The 17,581-nt window shown below is 68.0% G+C and carries 18 protein-coding genes; 7 read left to right on the forward strand and 11 right to left on the reverse strand.

What is annotated here, in order from left to right:
• Positions 1-90: 90 nt before the first annotated feature.
• A complete protein-coding gene (locus tag NO878_RS01965) occupies positions 91-234 on the forward strand; it encodes a DUF7550 family protein (protein WP_256404284.1) in 144 nt (47 codons plus the stop codon).
• Between the two features lies 1 nt (position 235).
• Here NO878_RS01965 and NO878_RS01970 read toward each other — a convergent pair whose 3' ends face one another.
• From NO878_RS01970 to NO878_RS01980, 3 genes are all read right to left on the reverse strand, one after another.
• Entirely contained in the window at positions 236-400 is a 165-nt protein-coding gene (locus tag NO878_RS01970; RefSeq protein WP_256404285.1) for a hypothetical protein, read from the reverse strand.
• A gap of 44 nt (positions 401-444) precedes the next feature.
• Positions 445-2,580: a phosphoribosylformylglycinamidine synthase subunit PurL gene (gene purL / locus NO878_RS01975; RefSeq protein ID WP_256404286.1), complete on the reverse strand. Its 2,136-nt coding sequence runs from the start codon at positions 2,578-2,580 to the stop codon at positions 445-447.
• 72 nt (positions 2,581-2,652) lie between these two features.
• A complete protein-coding gene (locus NO878_RS01980; protein WP_256404287.1) occupies positions 2,653-3,780 on the reverse strand; it encodes a Zn-dependent alcohol dehydrogenase in 1,128 nt (375 codons plus the stop codon).
• 79 nt (positions 3,781-3,859) lie between these two features.
• Between NO878_RS01980 and NO878_RS01985 the strand changes: the two genes are divergently transcribed.
• Both NO878_RS01985 and NO878_RS01990 read left to right on the forward strand, forming a co-directional pair.
• Entirely contained in the window at positions 3,860-4,543 is a 684-nt protein-coding gene (locus NO878_RS01985; protein ID WP_256404288.1) for a PHP domain-containing protein, read from the forward strand.
• A 2-nt stretch (positions 4,544-4,545) separates the two neighbouring features.
• Complete coding sequence (locus NO878_RS01990; RefSeq protein WP_256405446.1) at positions 4,546-5,634, forward strand: asparagine synthase C-terminal domain-containing protein; 1,089 nt, start codon at positions 4,546-4,548, stop codon at positions 5,632-5,634.
• Here the strand turns inward: NO878_RS01990 and NO878_RS01995 are convergent.
• Both NO878_RS01995 and NO878_RS02000 read right to left on the reverse strand, forming a co-directional pair.
• Positions 5,631-6,095, reverse strand: a complete 465-nt coding sequence (locus NO878_RS01995; protein ID WP_256404289.1) for an NUDIX hydrolase — start codon at positions 6,093-6,095, stop codon at positions 5,631-5,633. The two genes, NO878_RS01990 and NO878_RS01995, sit on opposite strands and share 4 nt — an antisense overlap.
• A 237-nt stretch (positions 6,096-6,332) precedes the next feature.
• Entirely contained in the window at positions 6,333-7,322 is a 990-nt protein-coding gene (locus NO878_RS02000; RefSeq protein ID WP_256404290.1) for a transcription initiation factor IIB, read from the reverse strand.
• A 134-nt stretch (positions 7,323-7,456) separates the two neighbouring features.
• Here NO878_RS02000 and NO878_RS02005 point away from each other — a divergent pair, with 134 nt between their 5' ends.
• On the forward strand, positions 7,457-8,563 hold the full coding sequence (locus NO878_RS02005; protein WP_256404291.1) for a CobW family GTP-binding protein: 1,107 nt from the start codon (positions 7,457-7,459) through the stop codon (positions 8,561-8,563).
• A gap of 57 nt (positions 8,564-8,620) precedes the next feature.
• Here the strand turns inward: NO878_RS02005 and NO878_RS02010 are convergent, their stop codons facing one another.
• The 3 genes from NO878_RS02010 to NO878_RS02020 are packed head-to-tail and all read right to left on the reverse strand — an operon-like array spanning position 8,621 to position 10,424.
• A complete protein-coding gene (locus tag NO878_RS02010; protein ID WP_256404292.1) occupies positions 8,621-8,779 on the reverse strand; it encodes a hypothetical protein in 159 nt (52 codons plus the stop codon).
• 52 nt (positions 8,780-8,831) lie between these two features.
• Complete coding sequence (locus tag NO878_RS02015; protein WP_256405447.1) at positions 8,832-9,989, reverse strand: glutathione-independent formaldehyde dehydrogenase; 1,158 nt, start codon at positions 9,987-9,989, stop codon at positions 8,832-8,834.
• Between the two features lie 9 nt (positions 9,990-9,998).
• On the reverse strand, positions 9,999-10,424 hold the full coding sequence (locus tag NO878_RS02020; protein WP_256404293.1) for a GlcG/HbpS family heme-binding protein: 426 nt from the start codon (positions 10,422-10,424) through the stop codon (positions 9,999-10,001).
• 531 nt (positions 10,425-10,955) lie between these two features.
• Here NO878_RS02020 and NO878_RS02025 point away from each other — a divergent pair.
• Complete coding sequence (locus NO878_RS02025; RefSeq protein ID WP_256404294.1) at positions 10,956-13,325, forward strand: xanthine dehydrogenase family protein molybdopterin-binding subunit; 2,370 nt, start codon at positions 10,956-10,958, stop codon at positions 13,323-13,325.
• Position 13,326: 1 nt separating this feature from the next.
• On the opposite strand, the gene trpB is transcribed toward NO878_RS02025, so the two are convergent.
• Complete coding sequence (gene trpB, locus NO878_RS02030; RefSeq protein ID WP_256404295.1) at positions 13,327-14,478, reverse strand: tryptophan synthase subunit beta; 1,152 nt, start codon at positions 14,476-14,478, stop codon at positions 13,327-13,329.
• A gap of 115 nt (positions 14,479-14,593) precedes the next feature.
• Between trpB and gatC the strand changes: the two genes are divergently transcribed.
• Together gatC and gatA are read left to right on the forward strand one after the other, a co-directional pair.
• On the forward strand, positions 14,594-14,872 hold the full coding sequence (gene gatC / locus NO878_RS02035) for an Asp-tRNA(Asn)/Glu-tRNA(Gln) amidotransferase subunit GatC (RefSeq protein WP_256404296.1): 279 nt from the start codon (positions 14,594-14,596) through the stop codon (positions 14,870-14,872).
• The gene (gene gatA, locus NO878_RS02040; RefSeq protein ID WP_256404297.1) at positions 14,869-16,140 is read left to right on the forward strand and encodes an Asp-tRNA(Asn)/Glu-tRNA(Gln) amidotransferase subunit GatA; all 1,272 of its coding nucleotides are present in this window, start codon (positions 14,869-14,871) and stop codon (positions 16,138-16,140) included. Before gatC ends, gatA begins: the two co-directional genes overlap by 4 nt.
• 210 nt (positions 16,141-16,350) lie before the next feature.
• Here gatA and NO878_RS02045 read toward each other — a convergent pair whose 3' ends face one another.
• Positions 16,351-16,776 (reverse strand): hypothetical protein, encoded by a 426-nt coding sequence (locus NO878_RS02045; protein ID WP_256404298.1) that lies wholly within the window; start codon positions 16,774-16,776, stop codon positions 16,351-16,353.
• Between the two features lie 31 nt (positions 16,777-16,807).
• Positions 16,808-17,530: a hypothetical protein gene (locus NO878_RS02050; RefSeq protein WP_256404299.1), complete on the reverse strand. Its 723-nt coding sequence runs from the start codon at positions 17,528-17,530 to the stop codon at positions 16,808-16,810.
• Positions 17,531-17,581 lie beyond the last annotated feature (51 nt).

Consider the following 17,581-nt stretch of genomic DNA (forward strand, 5'->3'; position numbering starts at 1 on the left):
GGCTACGACAGGCCCAGTCAAAAGACGCCCGGTGTCGGCGGTCGGGGACGTTCAGGTGTCTTTTTGTGGCGTCCGTCCCCAGCGTCGACTATGGACGATCACTCGGAACACGACCACGACGATGGACGCGTCACCTCGCCAATGCAGGAGTTCACGACCGGACAGGCCGGCGTGGGCGTCGTCGTCCTCCTCGTCGGTCTCGCGGTCACGTTTGGCCTGCCGCTTGCTCTGTGACTCATCGGCCGGCCCGAAGGCCGTAGCCGAGTAGCGCCGCGAAGACCAGCATTCCGACCGTCGTCTCGGGCGTGAACCGGAGCGCAAGCGCCAGCAACAGGAGGACGTTCGCGGCCAACAGAACGAGGGCGGCGTCCAAGCGCCGCCGGAGGGCTGCATCGTTCACGGCGGAGCACGCCGTTCGAACCACCTAAATCCGGTGGGCGGTCGCTACGACAGTTCGGCCTCGATCACGGCCCGCAGATCCCGGATCGCGTCCGCCTCGCGAGTCAACTCGGTGTCGCCGACCGACAGCGTGAGCGTCCCGTCCGTCGTCGCCTCGCCGAGCGACCGGACCGGGGCGTCGCCCGCCGCCTCGCGCACGGCGTCGGGATCGGTCGTCTCCACGACGACCCGTCCCGGCGTCTCGTCGAACAGCGCCTCGACGTCCGCAACCGTCGCCGAGACGCCTGCCTCCGCGCTCACCATCTCCGCGAGCGTCACCGCGAGACCGCCGTGGCTCACGTCGTGGGTCGCGAGCGTCGAGTCGAGGTCGGCGACGGTCGCGAGCGTCTCGACCACCGCCGGCGCGTCCGCGGGCAGGGTCGGGAAGCGGTCGCTCCCACCCATCTGCGCGAGATACTCTGACCCGCCGAGGGCACCACCCCGCTCACCGACTTCGAGGAGCGTCCCCTCGCCTGTGACGCCAACCGGCGGGGCGTCGTACCCTTCCCGGACGCCGATCATCGCCACTGTCGGCGTCGGCGGGATGGGGCCGGCCGCCGAGTCGTTGTACAGGGAGACGTTGCCGCCGACGACGGGCACCGAGAGGTCGCGACACATGTCCGCCAGGCCGTCGACGATGGCGCCGAAGCCGCCGTAGACGTCCGGCTTCTCGGGGTTGCCGCCGTTGAGGCAGTCGACCGCGGCGTGGGGCGTCGCGCCCTTGGCCGCGAGGTTGGCCGCGTTCTCTAGGGCGACGGCCTTGGCCCCCTCGTACGGGGCGGCGTCCGTCCACGCCGGAATCGCCCCGGCCGAGAGCGCCAGTCCCGCCCCGGCCTCCCGAATCGCCAGCACTGCGGCGTCGTCGCCCGGCCGGCGGGCCGTCCGCGTTCCGACCTCGTGGTCGTACTGGCGGTAGACCCACTCCTTGCTCGCCGTGTTGGGGCTGGCGACGACGGCCTCGAAGGCGGCGTCGAGGTCGGCGTCCGGGCGGTCGCGCGACGGCTGTGTCGGCTCCGTCATCGGCAGGTCGTTCATCGGCGCGCCGTCGGCGAGGAACTCGGCGGGCACGTCGACGACCGTCTCCCGGCCTCGCGGCTCGTCGTCCTCAAACGTACAGACGTAGTTCCCCTCGGTCACCTCGCCGATGACCGAACAGCCCAGATCGTAGCGGTCGGCAATCTCGGCCACCCGGTCGACGTCCTCCGGCCGGACCTCGTAACACATCCGCTCTTGGGACTCCGCGAGCAGGATCTCCAGGGCCGACATGTTCGGCTCGCGCTGGTGGACCGCGTCGAGTTCGATTTCGGCGCCCAGGCCACCCTTGGCGACGAGTTCGCTCGAGGCGCCACCCAAGCCTGCGGCGCCCAGGTCCCGGGCTGCCCGGATCAGGTCCTCGTCGATCAGCGCCTCGTTGGCCTCGATCAGGAGTTTCTCCGTGTAGGGGTCGCCCACCTGCACCGCCGGTCGGTCCTCGGTCTCGGCGTCCTCGCTCAGATCCTCGCTGGCGAAGGAGGCACCGCCCAGGCCGTCGCGGCCGGTGGCGTTGCCGACGAGGACGAGTTTGTTCCCCGGCCGTTTCGCCTCGGCGGTGACGAGGCGTTCTTCGGTCACCAGGCCGACGCAGGCGACGTTCACCAGCGGGTTACCCTCGTAGCCCTCGTCGAACTCGACGCTCCCGCCGACCGTGGGGACGCCGATGGCGTTGCCGTAGTCGGCGATTCCCTCGACGACGCCCTCGAAGAGGTACCGAGAGTGTTCGCGGTCGAAGCCGCCGAAATAGAGGGAATCGGTTAGGGCGATGGGGTAGGCGCCCATCGAGAGAATGTCGCGGACGATGCCGCCGACGCCGGTCGCCGCGCCGTCGTACGGGTCGACGTAGGAGGGGTGGTTGTGGCTCTCGACGCCCATCGCGATGTATGTCTCCTCGCCGTCGTACGTCGGCAGGGAGACGACTGCGGCGTCGTCGCCGGGGCCGACGACGACGTGATCGGCCTCGCTGTCGAACGCCGACAGGAGCGGCCGCGACGACCGGTAGGCGCAGTGTTCGCTCCAGAGGTTCTCGAAGAGCGCCGCTTCGGCGGGCGTGGGGTCCCGCCCGAGTTCGGCGGCGACGAGGTCGTGATCCGGATCGGACAGGCTCATCTACCATCGTGTTCAGCGTTCCGGCGCAAACGTCTTTCCATGTCTGCCGGGGGTCGCTCCCCGCCCCGGGCGTCAGTCGCCGGTCGACACCGAGATGACGCTGTGGATATCCTCGCCGTCGAGCAACGCGTCGTACGCCTCGTTGATCTCGCCGAGGTCGTACTGCGACGTGACCAGTTCGTCGAGCAGATAGCGGTCGTCGAGATAGGCGTCGATCAGCCGTAACGCCGTCCGACGCGGACTCGCACCGCCGTAGAGACAGCCCTTGATCTCCTTTTCGGTCGTGATGAGATCGACGGGGTTCACCGCGATGCTGTCGTCGGGGGCCGTCGCCGTGACGACCAACTCCCCGCGCGGTCCCAGCGTGTCGTACGCGTCGCCGATCAGATCACCGTCGCCGACGCCGACACAGAATATCGTCGCGTCGGCACCGGTGCCGTCGGTGAGCGCGGTGACGGTTTCCGCCACGTCCGTGGTCGTCGGATCGACCGTGTGGCTGGCACCGAACGTCTCGGCCGTGTCCCGTTTGGAGGCGACCGGATCGACGGCGACGATCTGCCCCGCGCCGGCGTGTGCTGCGCCCTGGATGGCGTTGAGACCGACGTTTCCGGCCCCGACGACCACGGCGGTGTCGTTGGGTTCGATGTCGGCGCGGGAGGCGGCCGAGCCAAAGCCGGTGACGACGCCACAGCCGATGATCGAGGCGAGATCGGTCGGGAGTTCGTCGGGGATGGGGACAACTGCCGCCTCGGGGACGACAATCTCCTCGGCGAACGTTCCCAGAAGGAGGAACTGTCCGACGTCCTCGCCGTCGCGGTGGAACCGACAGGTGCCGTCCGGGAGCGTACTGGCGTAGGTCGACTCCTGTTCGACACAGAGATTCTGATACCCCTGCAAACACAGGTCGCACGTCCCACAGGACGGAATCCAGAGCGTGAGAACGCGGTCGCCGACCTCGACGGTGTCGACGCCGTCGCCGACGGCGCTGACGACGCCAGCCCCTTCGTGGCCGCCGACGACTGGATACCGTCCGGCTGGAAGGTCACCCTTGACGGCGTGCCAGTCGGTGTGGCACGCCCCGGCGTGGTGAATTTCCACCCGTACTTCACCCGGCTTCGGATCGTCGACATCCAGTTCCGTCACGGTGAATCCGTCCGCGGTCGGATCCTCGATGATCGCCGCCGACACCGTCCGTGTCATGTGTGCTCCGTCGTGAGGCGTGGAACGACATGAAACCTCGACCGGCGTGTTTTTGACCTCCCAACCCGATGCTCCGACCGTGTTATCGGTCGAGTTGCACACGCACTCGTCGCTGTCCCACGACGGCCGGGACCCCGTCGACCACCTACTCGAACAAGCGCGGTCGGTCGGGCTGGACGCCCTCGCTGTCACCGACCACGACGAGATTGAGGCGAGCCTCGACGCCGCCGAGAAGGCCGCCGACTACGGCCTGATCGGCATCCCGGGCATGGAGATCACCTCCGCCGCCGGGCACGTCCTCGCGTTCGGCATCCGTGAGGCGGTGCCCGCCGGGCTTCCCTTCGAGGCGACACTCGACCACATCCACGATCAGGGCGGCATCGCCGTGATCCCCCACCCATTTCAGTCGTCGCGACACGGCGTCGCGCCACACGTCAGCACCGAGGCGCTCGCCAGCGCCGACGCCATCGAAGTGTACAACTCCCGGCTTCTGACCGGGCGGGCCAACCGGAAGGCAGAACGGTTCGCCGAGACACACGCCCTCCCGATGACCGCCGGGAGCGACGCTCACATCGCGGAGATGGTCGGGCAGGCGATCACCGAAGTCGACACCGACGACCGCTCCACAGCGGGGGTCCTCGGCGCTATCGCCGACGGCCGGACGAGCGTCGTCGGCCGGCGCACGCCCTGGCACATCAGTTTTAGACAGGCCGCCGGCGGGGCGAAACGACGGATGATACGCGCGCTCGGCGAGTTGCTGTGACCGTGCTCCGCGGCGCCGACCCTGCGACCGTCCGCCGCGCCGTCGAGCAGGGTGAGCCGCTTCCCGGCACCGCCGGATTCGCCGGGGCACTCGATGGCCGTCTCGTCCGCGACGTGCTCGGCCGCCAGCCGCTCTTCGGAACGCCCGACGACTGGGGGTTCACGCCCGACGCGGCCGCCGGGTCGTCGGTCCCGGCGGGTCACGTCAGGGAGTTCCAGGACGGGGAGACCGTCGACCGGCGGATCTGGTCGCTCCCCGACCCGCCCGCGGCGACCGACGACGTTGCGGCCGTCGCGGCCGTCGAGCGCGCCGTTCGCGACGCCGTAACCGGCGTCGACGACCGGGCCGACCTCGCCGTCGCCTTCTCCGGCGGTGTCGACTCCGCGCTGGTGGCCGCCGGCGTCCCCGACGCGCCCTGTTACGTCGTTGGCTTTCCCGACGCTCACGACGTGGCCGCGGCACGCGACGCCGCGACGACGATGGAGCGGGAGCTTCGGGTGGTCGAACTCGACCACGACGCCATCGAACGGGCGGTCCCCGAGGTGGTCGCCGCGACAGGCCGAATCGATGCCATGACCGTCGCTATCGCGCTCCCGCTGTATCTGGTGGCCGAGCGCGTCGCCGCCGACGGCTTCGACCGCCTCGCGCTCGGTCAGGGGGCCGACGAACTGTTCGGCGGGTACGCGAAGGTGGTCGATCCGGCGGACGACGACCGGGTCGAGGCGACGACCGTCCGCGGGGCGACCCGAGAGGTGATTCGGTCCCTGCCCGCTCAGTTGGAGCGCGATACACTCGTTCTCCGGGCGGCGGGCGTGACGCCCGTGACGCCGCTACTGACTGACCGCGTCGTCGAGGCGGCGCTTCCCCTCCCGGACCACCTCCTCGCGACGCCCGAGCGACGCAAGGTCGCGCTCCGTCAGGCCGCCGCGGGGTGGCTCCCGGACCTGGTCGTCGACGCCGACAAGAAGGCCGTCCAGTACGGCAGTTTGGTCTCGCGGGAACTCGACCGCCTCGCCCGACAGGCGGGGTTCAAGCGCCGGATGGACCGCCACGTCGACCAGTACGTGGCGTCGCTGGTCGACGCCGTCTAGTCGGCCGCCGTCGCGATTGCCTCTAGCCCTAGCTCTCGCACGTCGGGGTCTACGTCCGCCTCGCGCAGGGCCTCGCGGTCGTACCACTGCCACGCCGCTGGCCCCGGTTCACCCGGCGCGGGGTCGACCTCTCGGCTGTCGACCGTCGCGTAGTAGACGTGGTCGATGTGCTGGTGACCGACCGCACCGTCACAGACGTTCACGTCCGCGAGCATCAGGTGTCGTGGCCGGGGGACTGCCCGCGCCGTCGGCGACGACACGTCGGCGTGGTCGGTCAACAGCGTCGGGTCGAGGCCGGTCTCCTCGCGGGCTTCGCGGAGCGCAGCCTCGTGCGGAAGTTCGTCGCGTTCGAGGTGGCCTCCCGGCGGCAGTCGAAGGTCGAGTCCCGGGTGATCGTGCAGCGCCGTCGCTCCGTCGGCGACGAGATACACCGAGGCGGTGGCGTGTCGCGTCCGCTCCATACCCCGAGAACGAACGGGGGACGTATCGGCCTTCCGACCGGATACCTTTTTGCCGGACGGCGTGATGTCGTCCGACAGGAGCCCTCCACCGTGAGCCACGTTTGCATCAAGGACGACCGCTTGCATCGCACTGTGCCCGTCGAGTCGACTGTCGGAACTATCGAAATCGACCTTTCGGGCGAAGAAACCACCGTCGTACTGCCGCCGGACGCGTCGGTGACTATCGAATACCGGTGACTACGGGACCTGAATCTGCTCTTCGGCTTCGAGCAGCTCGTGATACCGATTACGGATGGTGACCTCGCTGATGTTGGCCACCTCGCTGACCTCGCTTTGGGTCACCTTCTCGTTGGTGAGGAGCGCAGCGGCGTAGATGGCGGCGGCCGCGAGGCCGACCGGACTCTTGCCGCTGTGGACGCCCTGATCCTTGGCGGTTTTCAGCAGGTCGCGGGCGCGACGCTCCGACTCGTCCGAGAGGTCGAGATCGGAGGCAAAGCGCGGGACGTACTGTTCGGGATCGGCGGGCTGGATCTCCAAGCCGAGTTCGCGGACCACGTACCGGTACGTGCGCGCGATTTCGTCTTTCTCGACGCGGGAGACGGTGGCGATTTCGTCGAGTGAGCGGGGGGTGCCAGCCTGACGGGCGGCGGCGTAGAGCGCGCTGGTGGCGACGCCCTCGATGGAGCGGCCCGGCAGAAGGTCGTCGCCGAGCGCGCGGCGGTAGATGACACTCGCCGTCTCGCGGACGTTCTCGGGGAGGCCGAGCGCCGAGGCCATGCGGTCGATCTCGCCGAGAGCCTGTTTCAGGTTACGCTCCTTCGAGTCGCGGGTTCGGAACCGCTCGTTCCAGGTACGCAGGCGCTGCATCTTCTCCCGCTGACGGGACGAGAGCGTCTTCCCGTAGGCGTCCTTGTCCTGCCAGCCGATGTTCGTCGACAGCCCCTTGTCGTGCATCATCTGGGTCGTCGGCGCGCCGACCCGCGATTTCTGGTCTTTCTCCTTGGAGTCGAAGGCGCGCCACTCGGGACCGTGATCGATTTCGTCTTCCTCGACCACGAGTCCACAATCCGCACACACCGTCTCGCCGTGTTCGGTGTCCGTTGCGAGTTGGCCTCCACACTCCGGACAGCGCAACTGCTCGCTGTCCTCGTCGGTACTTTCCGTCTCGTCCTCGTTCGCGCGCGCGCGTGAGCGCTCGGTCGTGTAGCCGCGTACGCTATCGGTCATTGGTGGTATGTGAGCAAAACGGCTCTATACAGAAAATAGGGAAATGCGAATAGTTAAATCCAGCGGAGTTGGAGTCGACGCGCCGGGTTGCACGACGGAGGGTTGATTTGTCGGCGGCGCGTCGTCAGGGACAGATGACGCATCCCTCCGACGACATTCCGATGACGGTCATTAGCGGCCCACTCGGCGCCGGCAAGACGACGCTGGTCAATCGATTACTGAACGATCCCGGCGACCGGCAGATCGCCGTCGTCGTCAACGACATGGGCGAGGTAAACGTCGACGCCGAACTGCTGGACGACGACGCCGAGGACGGTATCGTCGACCTCTCGAACGGGTGTATCTGCTGTCGGCTCCAAGACGATCTCGTGACCGAGGTGACGCGACTGGCCGAAGAGCGATCCTTCGATTATCTCGTCGTCGAAGCCTCGGGCATCAGCGAACCCATCCCCATCGCGCGGGCGCTGACGGAGGGGACCGACGAGGGGAGTCTCTCCGACCGCTTCCGCCTCGACACCACCGTCTCGGTCGTCGACGCCTACGGGTTCTGGAAGGCGTTCGATCCCGCGGCGTCGCTCCCCGACGCCGCCCCCACTCCCGAGCGACCGCTGACGGAGGTGCTCGTCGATCAGATCGAGTTCTGTGACGTGCTCCTGTTGAACAAGTGTGACGCGGTTCCGGACGACGAACTCGACGCCGTCGAAGCGTCGATCCGGGAACTTCAGCCCCGGGCGACGATCCATCGGACGACCTACTCGGAGGTCGACCCGTCGGCGGTGCTCGGTACAGAGCTGTTCGACTTCGAGGCGGCGCGGCGCCGACAGGGGTGGAAGCAGGCGCTCGCCGCGGCCGAGGGGGGCGAGGACGGGCACGGCCACGACCACGGCCACGACGACGCGGCCGCCGCCCACGGCGTCGAGTCGTTCGTCTACCGCCGAGAGCGCCCGTTCGATCCACACCAGTTCGACGCCTGGCTCGACGGGTGGGCGGACGATGTTGTCCGTCTGAAGGGCTTTGCGTGGGTGGCGAGTCGCCCGGAGACGGTCCTGGGCGTGAGCGGGGCCGGCCCGGCGGTCCAAGCCGGCCCCATCGGCGAGTGGGGCGACGACGATCCGGCGACGCGACTCGTCGTCATCGGGCGTGATCTCGATACCGACGGCATGACGGCGGCGCTCGACGACTGTCTGTCGGACGAGGCAGACGGGGCCGCGGCGACCGATCCCTTCCCGCGGGAGTCCTAGCCGGTACCCGCGCTTTTCCCGGTCGAGGGGACCGTCCTGTTCGACGATGGTCGGCGACTACGCGCCCAGACCGACGTCCTCGCGGAGGTCATCCCACGACTCGTGGAAGCCGTAGGTCGACTCGGAGTCGGCCTGCATCGTCGTTCGGTACGTCTCGTCGTACGAGAGCAACTGCGTCCACCCGTCGTGGAGTCGGTAGCTACAGTACTGGCACATATGATGAAAAAGTCGCGGCGTGGTAATAGGCGTGTCGCGGTGAGCGACGCGCTTACGGATCCAGGAGGACCTTCGTCACGCCCTCTTCGCGGTTGTCGAACGCCTCGTACATCTCCGGAGCTTCCTCGAGGTCGACGCGGTGCGAGACGACCCAGCTAGGGTCGGCACGGCCAGCGATGATCATGTCGCGGAGTTCGCGGTTGTACTCCTTGACGTTACACTGTCCGGTCCCGAGGGCCTGTCCCTTCTCGAAGAGGAGGCCGAAGTCGATGCCGATGCGGCCCTGTGCGGCCATGTCGTCGGGCGCACCCGGATCTTCCGGGACGTAGAGTCCCGGGATGCCGAGTTCACCCGTCGGTCGAACCGTCCGGATCAGGTTGTTGATGACGACTGCGGGGTTCTCCCGGGCCGGATCGTACGCGCCGTCGGCTTCCTTGTCGGGGTCGACGGCCTGATAGCCGACGGCGTCGACGCCCTTGTCGACGCCACCGCCGTGCAGATCCTTGATCTGCTCGACCGGATCGCCCTCCTCGAAGTTGATCGGCGTCGCGTCGCAGTGCTCCTCGGCGAGTTCGAGACGGCTCGGCACGCGGTCGACGATGTAGATGTCGGAGGCGCCTTTCAGCTTCGCGCTGTAGGCGGCCATCAGCCCGACCGGACCGGCGCCGTAGACAGCCACCGAGTCGCCGGCTTCGACGTTGGCGAGTTCGGTGCCGTGCCACCCAGTCGGGAAGATGTCCGCAAGCAGCGAGAACGAGTCCTCGTGTGCGTCGCCCTCGGGCAGCTTCAGCGCGTTGAAGTCGGCGTAGGGGATGCGGAGCTTCTCCGCCTGGCCGCCCTTGTACGGCCCCATCGCGACGTAGCCGTACGCGCCGCCGGCGAAGCCGGGGTTGACGTTCGTACAGAAGCCGGTGTAGCCGTTCTCGCAGTTCTCACAGTGGCCACAGGCGACGTTGAAGGGGGCGACGACGCGGTCGCCCACTTCGAGACTCGACACCGCCTCGCCGACTTCGCTGACGACACCCATGTTCTCGTGGCCGAAGACGATCCCCGGCTCCGCGGCCGTCCGCCCCTCGTACATGTGGAGGTCGGAGCCACAGATACACGTCGTCGTGATGTCGATAACGACGTCGTTCGGGTGTTCGATCTCCGGTTCGTCGACCTCTTCGACAGCGACTTCGTGTGGTCCCTTGTAGACCACGGCGTTCATTGACATTCGTTACTCACCTCGGATCTCTTCCCAGTGGCTGACGCCAGCTTCCGCGACTTCCATGTCCTGCTCGACTGCGCCGCCCGAGACGCCGAACGCCCCGACGACGTCTCCGTCCTCGTCGAGCAGCGGATATCCGCCGCCGAAGATCACCATACGACCCTCGTCGGTCGTCTGGAGGCCGTACAGGGAGTTGCCGGGCTCGGACGGTTCGGCGAGCTCGTGTGTCGGCATGTCCAGCGCGGCCGACGTGTACGCTTTGTTCCGCGAGATGGAGACGGACGCCAGCCAGGCGTCGTCCATCCGATGCTGAGCGATGAGGTTACCCTCGCTGTTCGCGACGGTAATTACCATCGGGTTGTCGATTTCTTCGGCCTTCTGCTCGGCCGCGTCGATCAGTTCTTTCGCCGTATCAAGATCAATGGATTGGACCATCAATTATTCATTTTCGAGAACACCGACATAAGTATTTGCCTTTACATACCCTCCGCCGGCTTGACAACTATCGTACATCGAGTTTATCGAGACGACCGTACGAAGACGAGACGCTCAGCGTCTCTGGGATGCGTACACCCCAAATATGGGTCGAGCGTGTTCGACGACAACCGGTGCGCCCGAGCCGACAACAGATAACTGGAACCAATTACTGACGGCGCTCTACACCCGCGATTCGCCAGATGTGGGACCGCCGCCCGAGTTCGTTCGTCCTCTCGGCGATGACACGGCGGTGGGGGTCCCGGGGACTCGACGGGTCGCAGCGAGCGACTCGACGGCCCGGCGTGACACCGGTTGGCGCCGTGGCGCCGACAGCTAGGAAGTAACCGTCAGTAGTTACTCTTTTGCGGACAAACGCCGTACGTGGCGAACGCGACGAATCGTTTTTGGTTTCGCACCCGCAATAGCGATACAGAAGCGATGCACTACACACGTTCACAGTTCCCGACGACCGGGGGAGGACACTGACCGATGGACTTCGAGACGGTCGACGCCGACGACGTCGATCCGACAGAGCTGTTCGGCTCCGCGGTGCAGCGCCGAGAGGACCCACACCTCCTCACCGGCGACGCGGAGTACACCGACGACATCGGCTATCCCAACGAGACACACCTCGCCTTGCTCGGGAGCCAGTACGGGCACGCCACCGTCGAAGCTATCGACACGAGCGACGCCGAGGCGATGGACGGCGTCCTCGCCGTTCTCACCTGGGCGGACATCCAAGCCTCGGACGCACCGGGGTACGTCCGGACGGACGACCCCGCGGGTGGCTCGACCGAGTCGGACGCCGAAACGGGCGCCACGTCACCGAACCAGCCGCTATTGGCCGACGGCTGGGCCGCCTACCAGGGCCAACCGGTCGCCGCTGTCGTCGCCGAGGACCGCTACCGCGCCCACGATGCGCTCGACGGCATCGACGTGACCTACGACCGCCGCGATGCCGTCATCGACCCGCGGGAGGCGACGGCCGACGACGCCCCGACGATTCACGACGACGCACCGGGGAACGTCGCGTTCACGTGGGACACGGGCGACGAGGCGGCCGCCGACGCGGCCCTCGACGCCGCGGACAACGTCGTGGAACTGGACCTCGAGATCAACCGCGTGATTCCGACGGCGATGGAACCGCGCGCGGCGGCGGCGCGGTACCGACCGTCCGACGACGCCCTCGACGTTGCGCTCTCGACGCAGAAACCACACGGGATGCAGGGTGACCTCTCGCATACGCTCGGCGTCCCGGACCACCGAATCCGCGTTCGCGCCCCGGACGTTGGCGGGGGCTTCGGCGCCAAACTGTTCCCGTACACCGGCTATCTGCTCGCCGGGTGGTGTGCCATGCACGTCGAGCGACCGGTGAAGTGGGTCGCCCCGCGAACCGAGGACTTCCTGTCGATGATTCACGCCCGTCACCACCTCGTCCACGCCGAGGCAGGGGTCGACGACGACGGTCGACTCCGGGGATTCCGCGCCGAGACGACCGCCCCGGTCGGCGGTTTTCTCGTCCCCGCCGGCTCCGGCGTCCCGACCAATCTCGGGCTGATGGCCAACGGGCAGTACGACGTGCCCGGTGCGTACGTCCACACGACGGGAGTGTTCACCAACACGGCGCCGCTCTCGGCCTATCGTGGCGCCGGTCGCCCGGAGGCCACCTACTTCATCGAGCGGCTGATCGACGAGGCGGCGCGGGAACTCGACGTGGACCCGGCGGCAATCCGCCGGCGGAACTTCGTCCCCGCGGACGCCTTCCCCTTCGAGACCGGTCTGGGGCGCACCTACGACTCCGGCGACTACGACGCGACGCTTTCCCGGGCGCTGGAGATGATCGGCTACGAGGACTTCCGCGAGCGACAGGCTGCCGCCCGAGAGGAGGGTCGGTATCTCGGCATTGGCCTGTCGTGTTACGTCGAGGCCTGTGGGAACGCGCCCGGCATGTACGAGAATGGTGCCGTCCACGTCAAACCCTCCGGACGAGTGGTCGTCACGACCGGGACCGCCGAAATCGGGACCGGCCACCACACCGGCTACGCTCAGATCGTTGCACACGAACTGGGCGTCCCGGCCGCCGATGTGGAGATTCGCGAGGGCGATACCGCCGAAATCGAGGAGGGCAACGGCACCGGCGGGAGTCGGGCGATGGCTGTCGGCGGAAGCGCGATCAAGCGAAGCGCCGAAAAGGTCGTCGAGAAGGCCCGCCGGATCGCGAGCCACCGTCTCGAAGTCGCCGACGCGGACCTCGAGTTCGCGGACGGCGAGTTCTTCATCGCCGGTGCGCCGGAGCGGTCGATGAGTTTCCGGGAGGTCGCGGACGTCGCCTACGGCGGCGCCGACGCCCTGCCCGAGGGGATGGAACCGGGGCTCGACGAGACGACGTTTTTCGACCCCGCGAACTACACCTTCCCCTTCGGGACGCACATCGCCGTCGTGGCGGTGGAGCCGTCGACCGGCGAGATCGAGATCGAGCGCTACGTCGCCGTCGACGACGTGGGCGAGCAGATCAACCCGAAGATCATCGAGGGGCAGATTCACGGCGGGGTCGCTCAGGGCGTCGGCCAGGCGCTCCAGGAGGAGGCCGTCTACGACGACAACGGCAACCTGCTGACCGCTTCCCTGCAGGACTACGCGATGCCAAAAGCCGCGGACGTGCCGGAGGTCGAGTGGGACTCGACGGTCACACCGTGCCCGCACAACCCGCTAGGGGTGAAAGGCGTCGGTGAGGCGGGCGCCATCGCCGCCCCGCCGGCCGTCGTCAACGCCGTCCACGACGCCCTCGATCCGCTCGGTGTCGACACCATCGACATGCCGCTGACCGCCGAGCGGATCTGGGCGGCGGTCGAAAGCTGATCTACAGGTCGAAGTGCTCCGCGGCCGTCTGCATGTCCTTGTCGCCCCGCCCCGAGAGGTTCACGAGGATGCTGTCGTGCTCGCCCGTCTCCGCCAGTTCGATGGCCCGCGCCACGCCGTGACTCGTTTCGAGCGCTGGGATGATCCCTTCCGTCTCGGAGAGTTCGCGGAAGGCGGCGAGCGCCTCGTCGTCGGTGACGGCGGTGTACTCGGCGCGGCCGACCGCCCGGAACATGGCGTGTTCGGGGCCGACACCCGGATAGTCCAGCCCCGCCGATACCGAGTGGACCTCGGTGTCGTCGTCGATCACACGGGTCTTCATCCCGTGGATAACCTCGTCTTCGCCCTCGGCGAGGGGCGCGGCGTGTTGGCCCGAGCCCTCGCCCTTGCCGCCGCCCTCCGCCCCGTAGAAGGCGACGTCGTCGTCGCGGAGGGGATGGAAGAGACCGATGGCGTTCGAGCCGCCGCCGACGCAGGCGACCGCCGCGTCGGGCAGGGAGCCGGTGCGGTCGAGCATCTGCTCGCGGGCCTCCTCGCCGATGACCGACTGGAAGTCACGGACCATCCGCGGGAAGGGGTCTGGACCGACGACGCTCCCGACGAGATAGTGGGTGTCCTCGATGTTTTCGGCCATGTCCTCCAGCGCGGCGTCGACGGCGTCGGCGAGGCCGGCTCCGCCGCGGCTCACCTCGTTGACCGTCGCGCCCATCAGCCGCATCCGGAAGACGTTCATCCGCTGGCGCTCGACGTCCTTCTCGCCCATGTAAATCTCGGTGTCCAGATCGAGGAGGGCGCCGGCCATCGCCGTGGCCGTCCCGTGCTGACCGGCCCCGGTTTCGGCGATGAGGCGGTCCTTGCCCGCCCGCTTTGCGAGTAGCGCCTGGCCGAGCGTGTTGTTGATCTTGTGGGCACCGCCGTGGAGCAGGTCCTCTCGCTTGAGGTAGATGTCGGCGCCGTACCGCTCGCTCAGGTTTCGAGCGTAATGTAGCGGCGTGGGCCGCCCGGCGAACGTCTCCAGGAGGTCACGGAGGTCCGCTTGGAACGACTCCGAATCCGCTACCTCGTCGTAGGCCTGTCCGAGGTGTTTGAGCGGCTCTTCGAGCATGTCGGGGACGTGACGACCGCCGTAGCCGTCGAAGGTACCGTCGGCCATGAGCGTCGGATGCTCACCGGAGGGACATAAACGCTACCGACCGCGGATCGGTTCGCGGCCGGCGCTCGGCGGGTGGACCGAAACCCTTAGTGCCAGCCCGAAAGTGGCCACACACATGAGCGAGACGCCCGTCGATCCCGACGAGGTCCGCCACACTGCGGATCTGGCCCGGATCGACTTAGACGAGGACGAGGTGGAGCGATTCGCCGTGCAGTTCGCGGACATTCTCTCCTACTTCGACGCCCTCGACGACGTGCCGGAGGTCGACGCCGAGGCCGACCTAGTGAACGTCATGCGCGCCGACGAGGTGCGTGACGGGCTCTCACAGGAGGAGGCACTGCGGAACGCCCCCGAGACCGAAGACGGCTACTTCAAGGGGCCGAGCGTCTCATGAGCGTCGACGCCTTCATCACCGAGGAGACGATTCAGGGCGCCGACGACGGCCCGCTCGCCGACCGGACCGTCGCGATCAAGGACAACATCTCGACGGCGGGCGTCCGCACCACCTGTGGCTCCGAGATGCTCGCCGACTACGTCCCGCCGTACGACGCGACGGTGGTCGAACGCCTCAAGCGCGCCGGCGCAACGCTCGTCGGCAAGACCAACATGGACGAGTTCGGGATGGGGACGACCACCGAGACGTCGGCCTTCGGCCCGACGAAGAACCCGGTCGACGAGTCACGGGTTCCCGGGGGATCCTCCGGGGGAAGCGCCGCGGCCGTCGCCGCCGGCGAGGCCGACGTCGCCCTCGGGAGCGACACCGGCGGCTCGGTTCGCTGTCCGGCGGCGTTCTGTGGCGTCGTCGGGATCAAGCCCACCTACGGGCTGGTCTCCCGGTACGGGCTCGTCGCCTACGCCAACTCGCTGGAACAGATCGGGCCGCTGGCGCCGACCGTCGAAGGGGCCGCCGAGGTCCTCGACGTGATCGCCGGTCCCGACGAGCGCGACGCCACTACCCGCGAGGCGGGCGCCGACGCCGACTACGCGAGCGCCGCCGACGGCGACGTCGAGGGACTCTCTATCGGCGTCCCGACCGAGTTGATCGAGGGCGCCGACGAACGGGTCATCGAGCGGTTCGAGGCGACGCTCGACGACCTGAGAGCACAGGGCGCGGAGACCCACGAGGTGAGCCTCCCCTCTGTCGAACGTGCCGTCCAAGCCTACTACGTGATCGCCATGTCCGAGGCGTCCTCGAATCTCGCGCGGTTCGACGGCGTCCGCTACGGCCCCGAGACCGACGCCGACGGCAACTGGAACGACTCGTTCGCACAGGTCCGCGAGGAGGGCTTCGGCGACGAGGTGAAACGGCGTATCCTGCTCGGGACGTACGCCCTCTCGGCCGGCTACCACGACAAGTACTACGCGAAGGCACAGGACGCCCGCGCGTGGCTCAAGCAGGACTTCGACGAGGCGCTTGCCGAGGCGGACGTGCTCGCGTCGCCGACCATGCCCGTGTTGCCGTTCGAACTCGGCGAGAGCCTCGACGACCCGCTTCAGATGTACCTCGCGGACGCCAACACGGTGCCGGTGAACCTGGCGAACCTCCCGGCGGTCTCCGTGCCCGCGGGACGGGCCGACGGTCTCCCTGTCGGCTTCCAGTTGATCGGGTCGGCCTTCGGCGAACGTGAGATTATTCGGGCGGCGAGTGCCGTCGAGAACTGAGCGAATCGGGTAGGGGTACTGAGGAGTGTCACACGCGATGGGCATCCCGATCCAACGACGCGTTCCCCCCGGAGCCGCGTCGTGTCGGCGTCGACGAACGTCGACACCGAAGTGGTGATCGGAAGGCCCACCTGCAACGGAGGTGCGTAACAGTATAACGTTACGCCCCGAGTTCTCATCGCTGATATCGGGGGGTGACGGCCGGAACGGTCAGTCCGCGGCGCCGTTACGGACCCCGTCGCGAATCTTCTGTGCCCGCTTGCGGACCCGCTCGACGTATCGCTTGGCTCGCTCTGGTTTGTGGCCGTAGTAGGACGCGACCCACTCGACGTCACCGTAATGCTGGGTCACGAAGTACGCCGCGAGGGTGTCCCGGCCAGCTTGGATAATCTCCGGCGGCACGCCCCGCTCGCCGACCCCCTGTTCGTCGAACCCGTTCACGTCGAAGTAGACGTCGGCGTACAGCTCCGCCGTCTCCGCGTCGGTGAACGTACAGCCGTCGTGGTGGGGTGCTTCGAACCGGTAGGCGGCGTCGCCCGCCGCGGTCGTCACCTCGACGATCCGCACGTCGAGGACGTACTCCCGGTGGATTCGTTCGGTTGAGTCGTCGGTCGTCCCGTTGGGTGATCGTGACATCGTTGGCGTGTGAGGTGGTCGGCAAGCGGTGCTACCGGCGGCGCCGGACAAGCGCGACGGCGACGAGTGCGGTAATCGCGACGACGACCAGCGCCGGGGACAACGGCCCGGAGCCGGCGGTTTCGGCCGCGTCGTCGGTCCCCGCGTCGCCCCGTGTCGCGGTCGTCGATTCGGAGGCCGATCCGCCGTCGTCGTCGATAGCCGTCCCGCTCGCCGTGTCGTCGGACGCCGGGGCGGTGTCGCCGCCGCTTCCGTCGACGGTCACGGTGCCTGCTGCCGTCGCGGGTTGGAACGCGTTTCCGTCGTCGTCGTCGAACTGCGACGGCGTGACGGTGATGGTCGTCTCGCCGGCTGCGACGCCGCTGATCTCGACGGCCGCGAGTGTCACGTCGGTCGCACCGGGGTCGATCTGTCCCTCCATATCGGCGGCTTCGAGGGTGGCCGTCGCCCCGTCGTCACCGACGCTCGGCGAGGTGGTCAGCGCGAATTGCTCGGGGTAGCTCGCCCCCTCGATCTGCGCCACCTCCGGATTCTCGACGGTGATATCGAGGTAGTATCCTGCGAGACCGTTCGGGGCGTTCGTCAGGACGACCCCGACGGTCGTCGTCCCGTCGGCGGCCACCGTGTCGCCGACGACGCGGACGGTCGGTTGTTCGCTCTGTGCCGTGACGGTCCCCGCCGTCGCCACCGCCCCGAGGAGGGCGAGCGCCGCCAGGGTGACCGCGAGTATCGAAACGTGTCGTGGGTGAGTCATCGTGTGTGGTAATATTCTGGGGGGTGGGTGGGGTGGGGCCGCGTGGTGCGG

The sequence above is a fragment of the Haloplanus ruber genome, assembly GCF_024494725.1.
Classification (GTDB): domain Archaea; phylum Halobacteriota; class Halobacteria; order Halobacteriales; family Haloferacaceae; genus Haloplanus; species Haloplanus ruber.

Bases quoted from the DNA above. Each gene is read 5' to 3' on its own strand.
- NO878_RS01995 (WP_256404289.1), bottom strand. From the start codon at position 6,095: ATGGAGCGGACGCGACACGCCACCGCCTCGGTGTATCTCGTCGCCGAC.
- gatA (WP_256404297.1), top strand. From the start codon at position 14,869: ATGAGCGTCGACGCCTTCATCACCGAGGAGACGATTCAGGGCGCCGAC.
- NO878_RS02045 (WP_256404298.1), bottom strand. From the start codon at position 16,776: ATGTCACGATCACCCAACGGGACGACCGACGACTCAACCGAACGAATC.
- NO878_RS01980 (WP_256404287.1), bottom strand. From the start codon at position 3,780: ATGACACGGACGGTGTCGGCGGCGATCATCGAGGATCCGACCGCGGAC.
- purL (WP_256404286.1), bottom strand. From the start codon at position 2,580: ATGAGCCTGTCCGATCCGGATCACGACCTCGTCGCCGCCGAACTCGGG.
- NO878_RS01965 (WP_256404284.1), top strand. From the start codon at position 91: ATGGACGATCACTCGGAACACGACCACGACGATGGACGCGTCACCTCG.
- trpB (WP_256404295.1), bottom strand. From the start codon at position 14,478: ATGGCCGACGGTACCTTCGACGGCTACGGCGGTCGTCACGTCCCCGAC.
- NO878_RS02000 (WP_256404290.1), bottom strand. From the start codon at position 7,322: ATGACCGATAGCGTACGCGGCTACACGACCGAGCGCTCACGCGCGCGC.
- NO878_RS02050 (WP_256404299.1), bottom strand. From the start codon at position 17,530: ATGACTCACCCACGACACGTTTCGATACTCGCGGTCACCCTGGCGGCG.
- NO878_RS02010 (WP_256404292.1), bottom strand. From the start codon at position 8,779: ATGTGCCAGTACTGTAGCTACCGACTCCACGACGGGTGGACGCAGTTG.
- NO878_RS02015 (WP_256405447.1), bottom strand. From the start codon at position 9,989: ATGAACGCCGTGGTCTACAAGGGACCACACGAAGTCGCTGTCGAAGAG.
- NO878_RS02020 (WP_256404293.1), bottom strand. From the start codon at position 10,424: ATGGTCCAATCCATTGATCTTGATACGGCGAAAGAACTGATCGACGCG.
- NO878_RS02005 (WP_256404291.1), top strand. From the start codon at position 7,457: ATGACGCATCCCTCCGACGACATTCCGATGACGGTCATTAGCGGCCCA.
- NO878_RS02025 (WP_256404294.1), top strand. From the start codon at position 10,956: ATGGACTTCGAGACGGTCGACGCCGACGACGTCGATCCGACAGAGCTG.
- gatC (WP_256404296.1), top strand. From the start codon at position 14,594: ATGAGCGAGACGCCCGTCGATCCCGACGAGGTCCGCCACACTGCGGAT.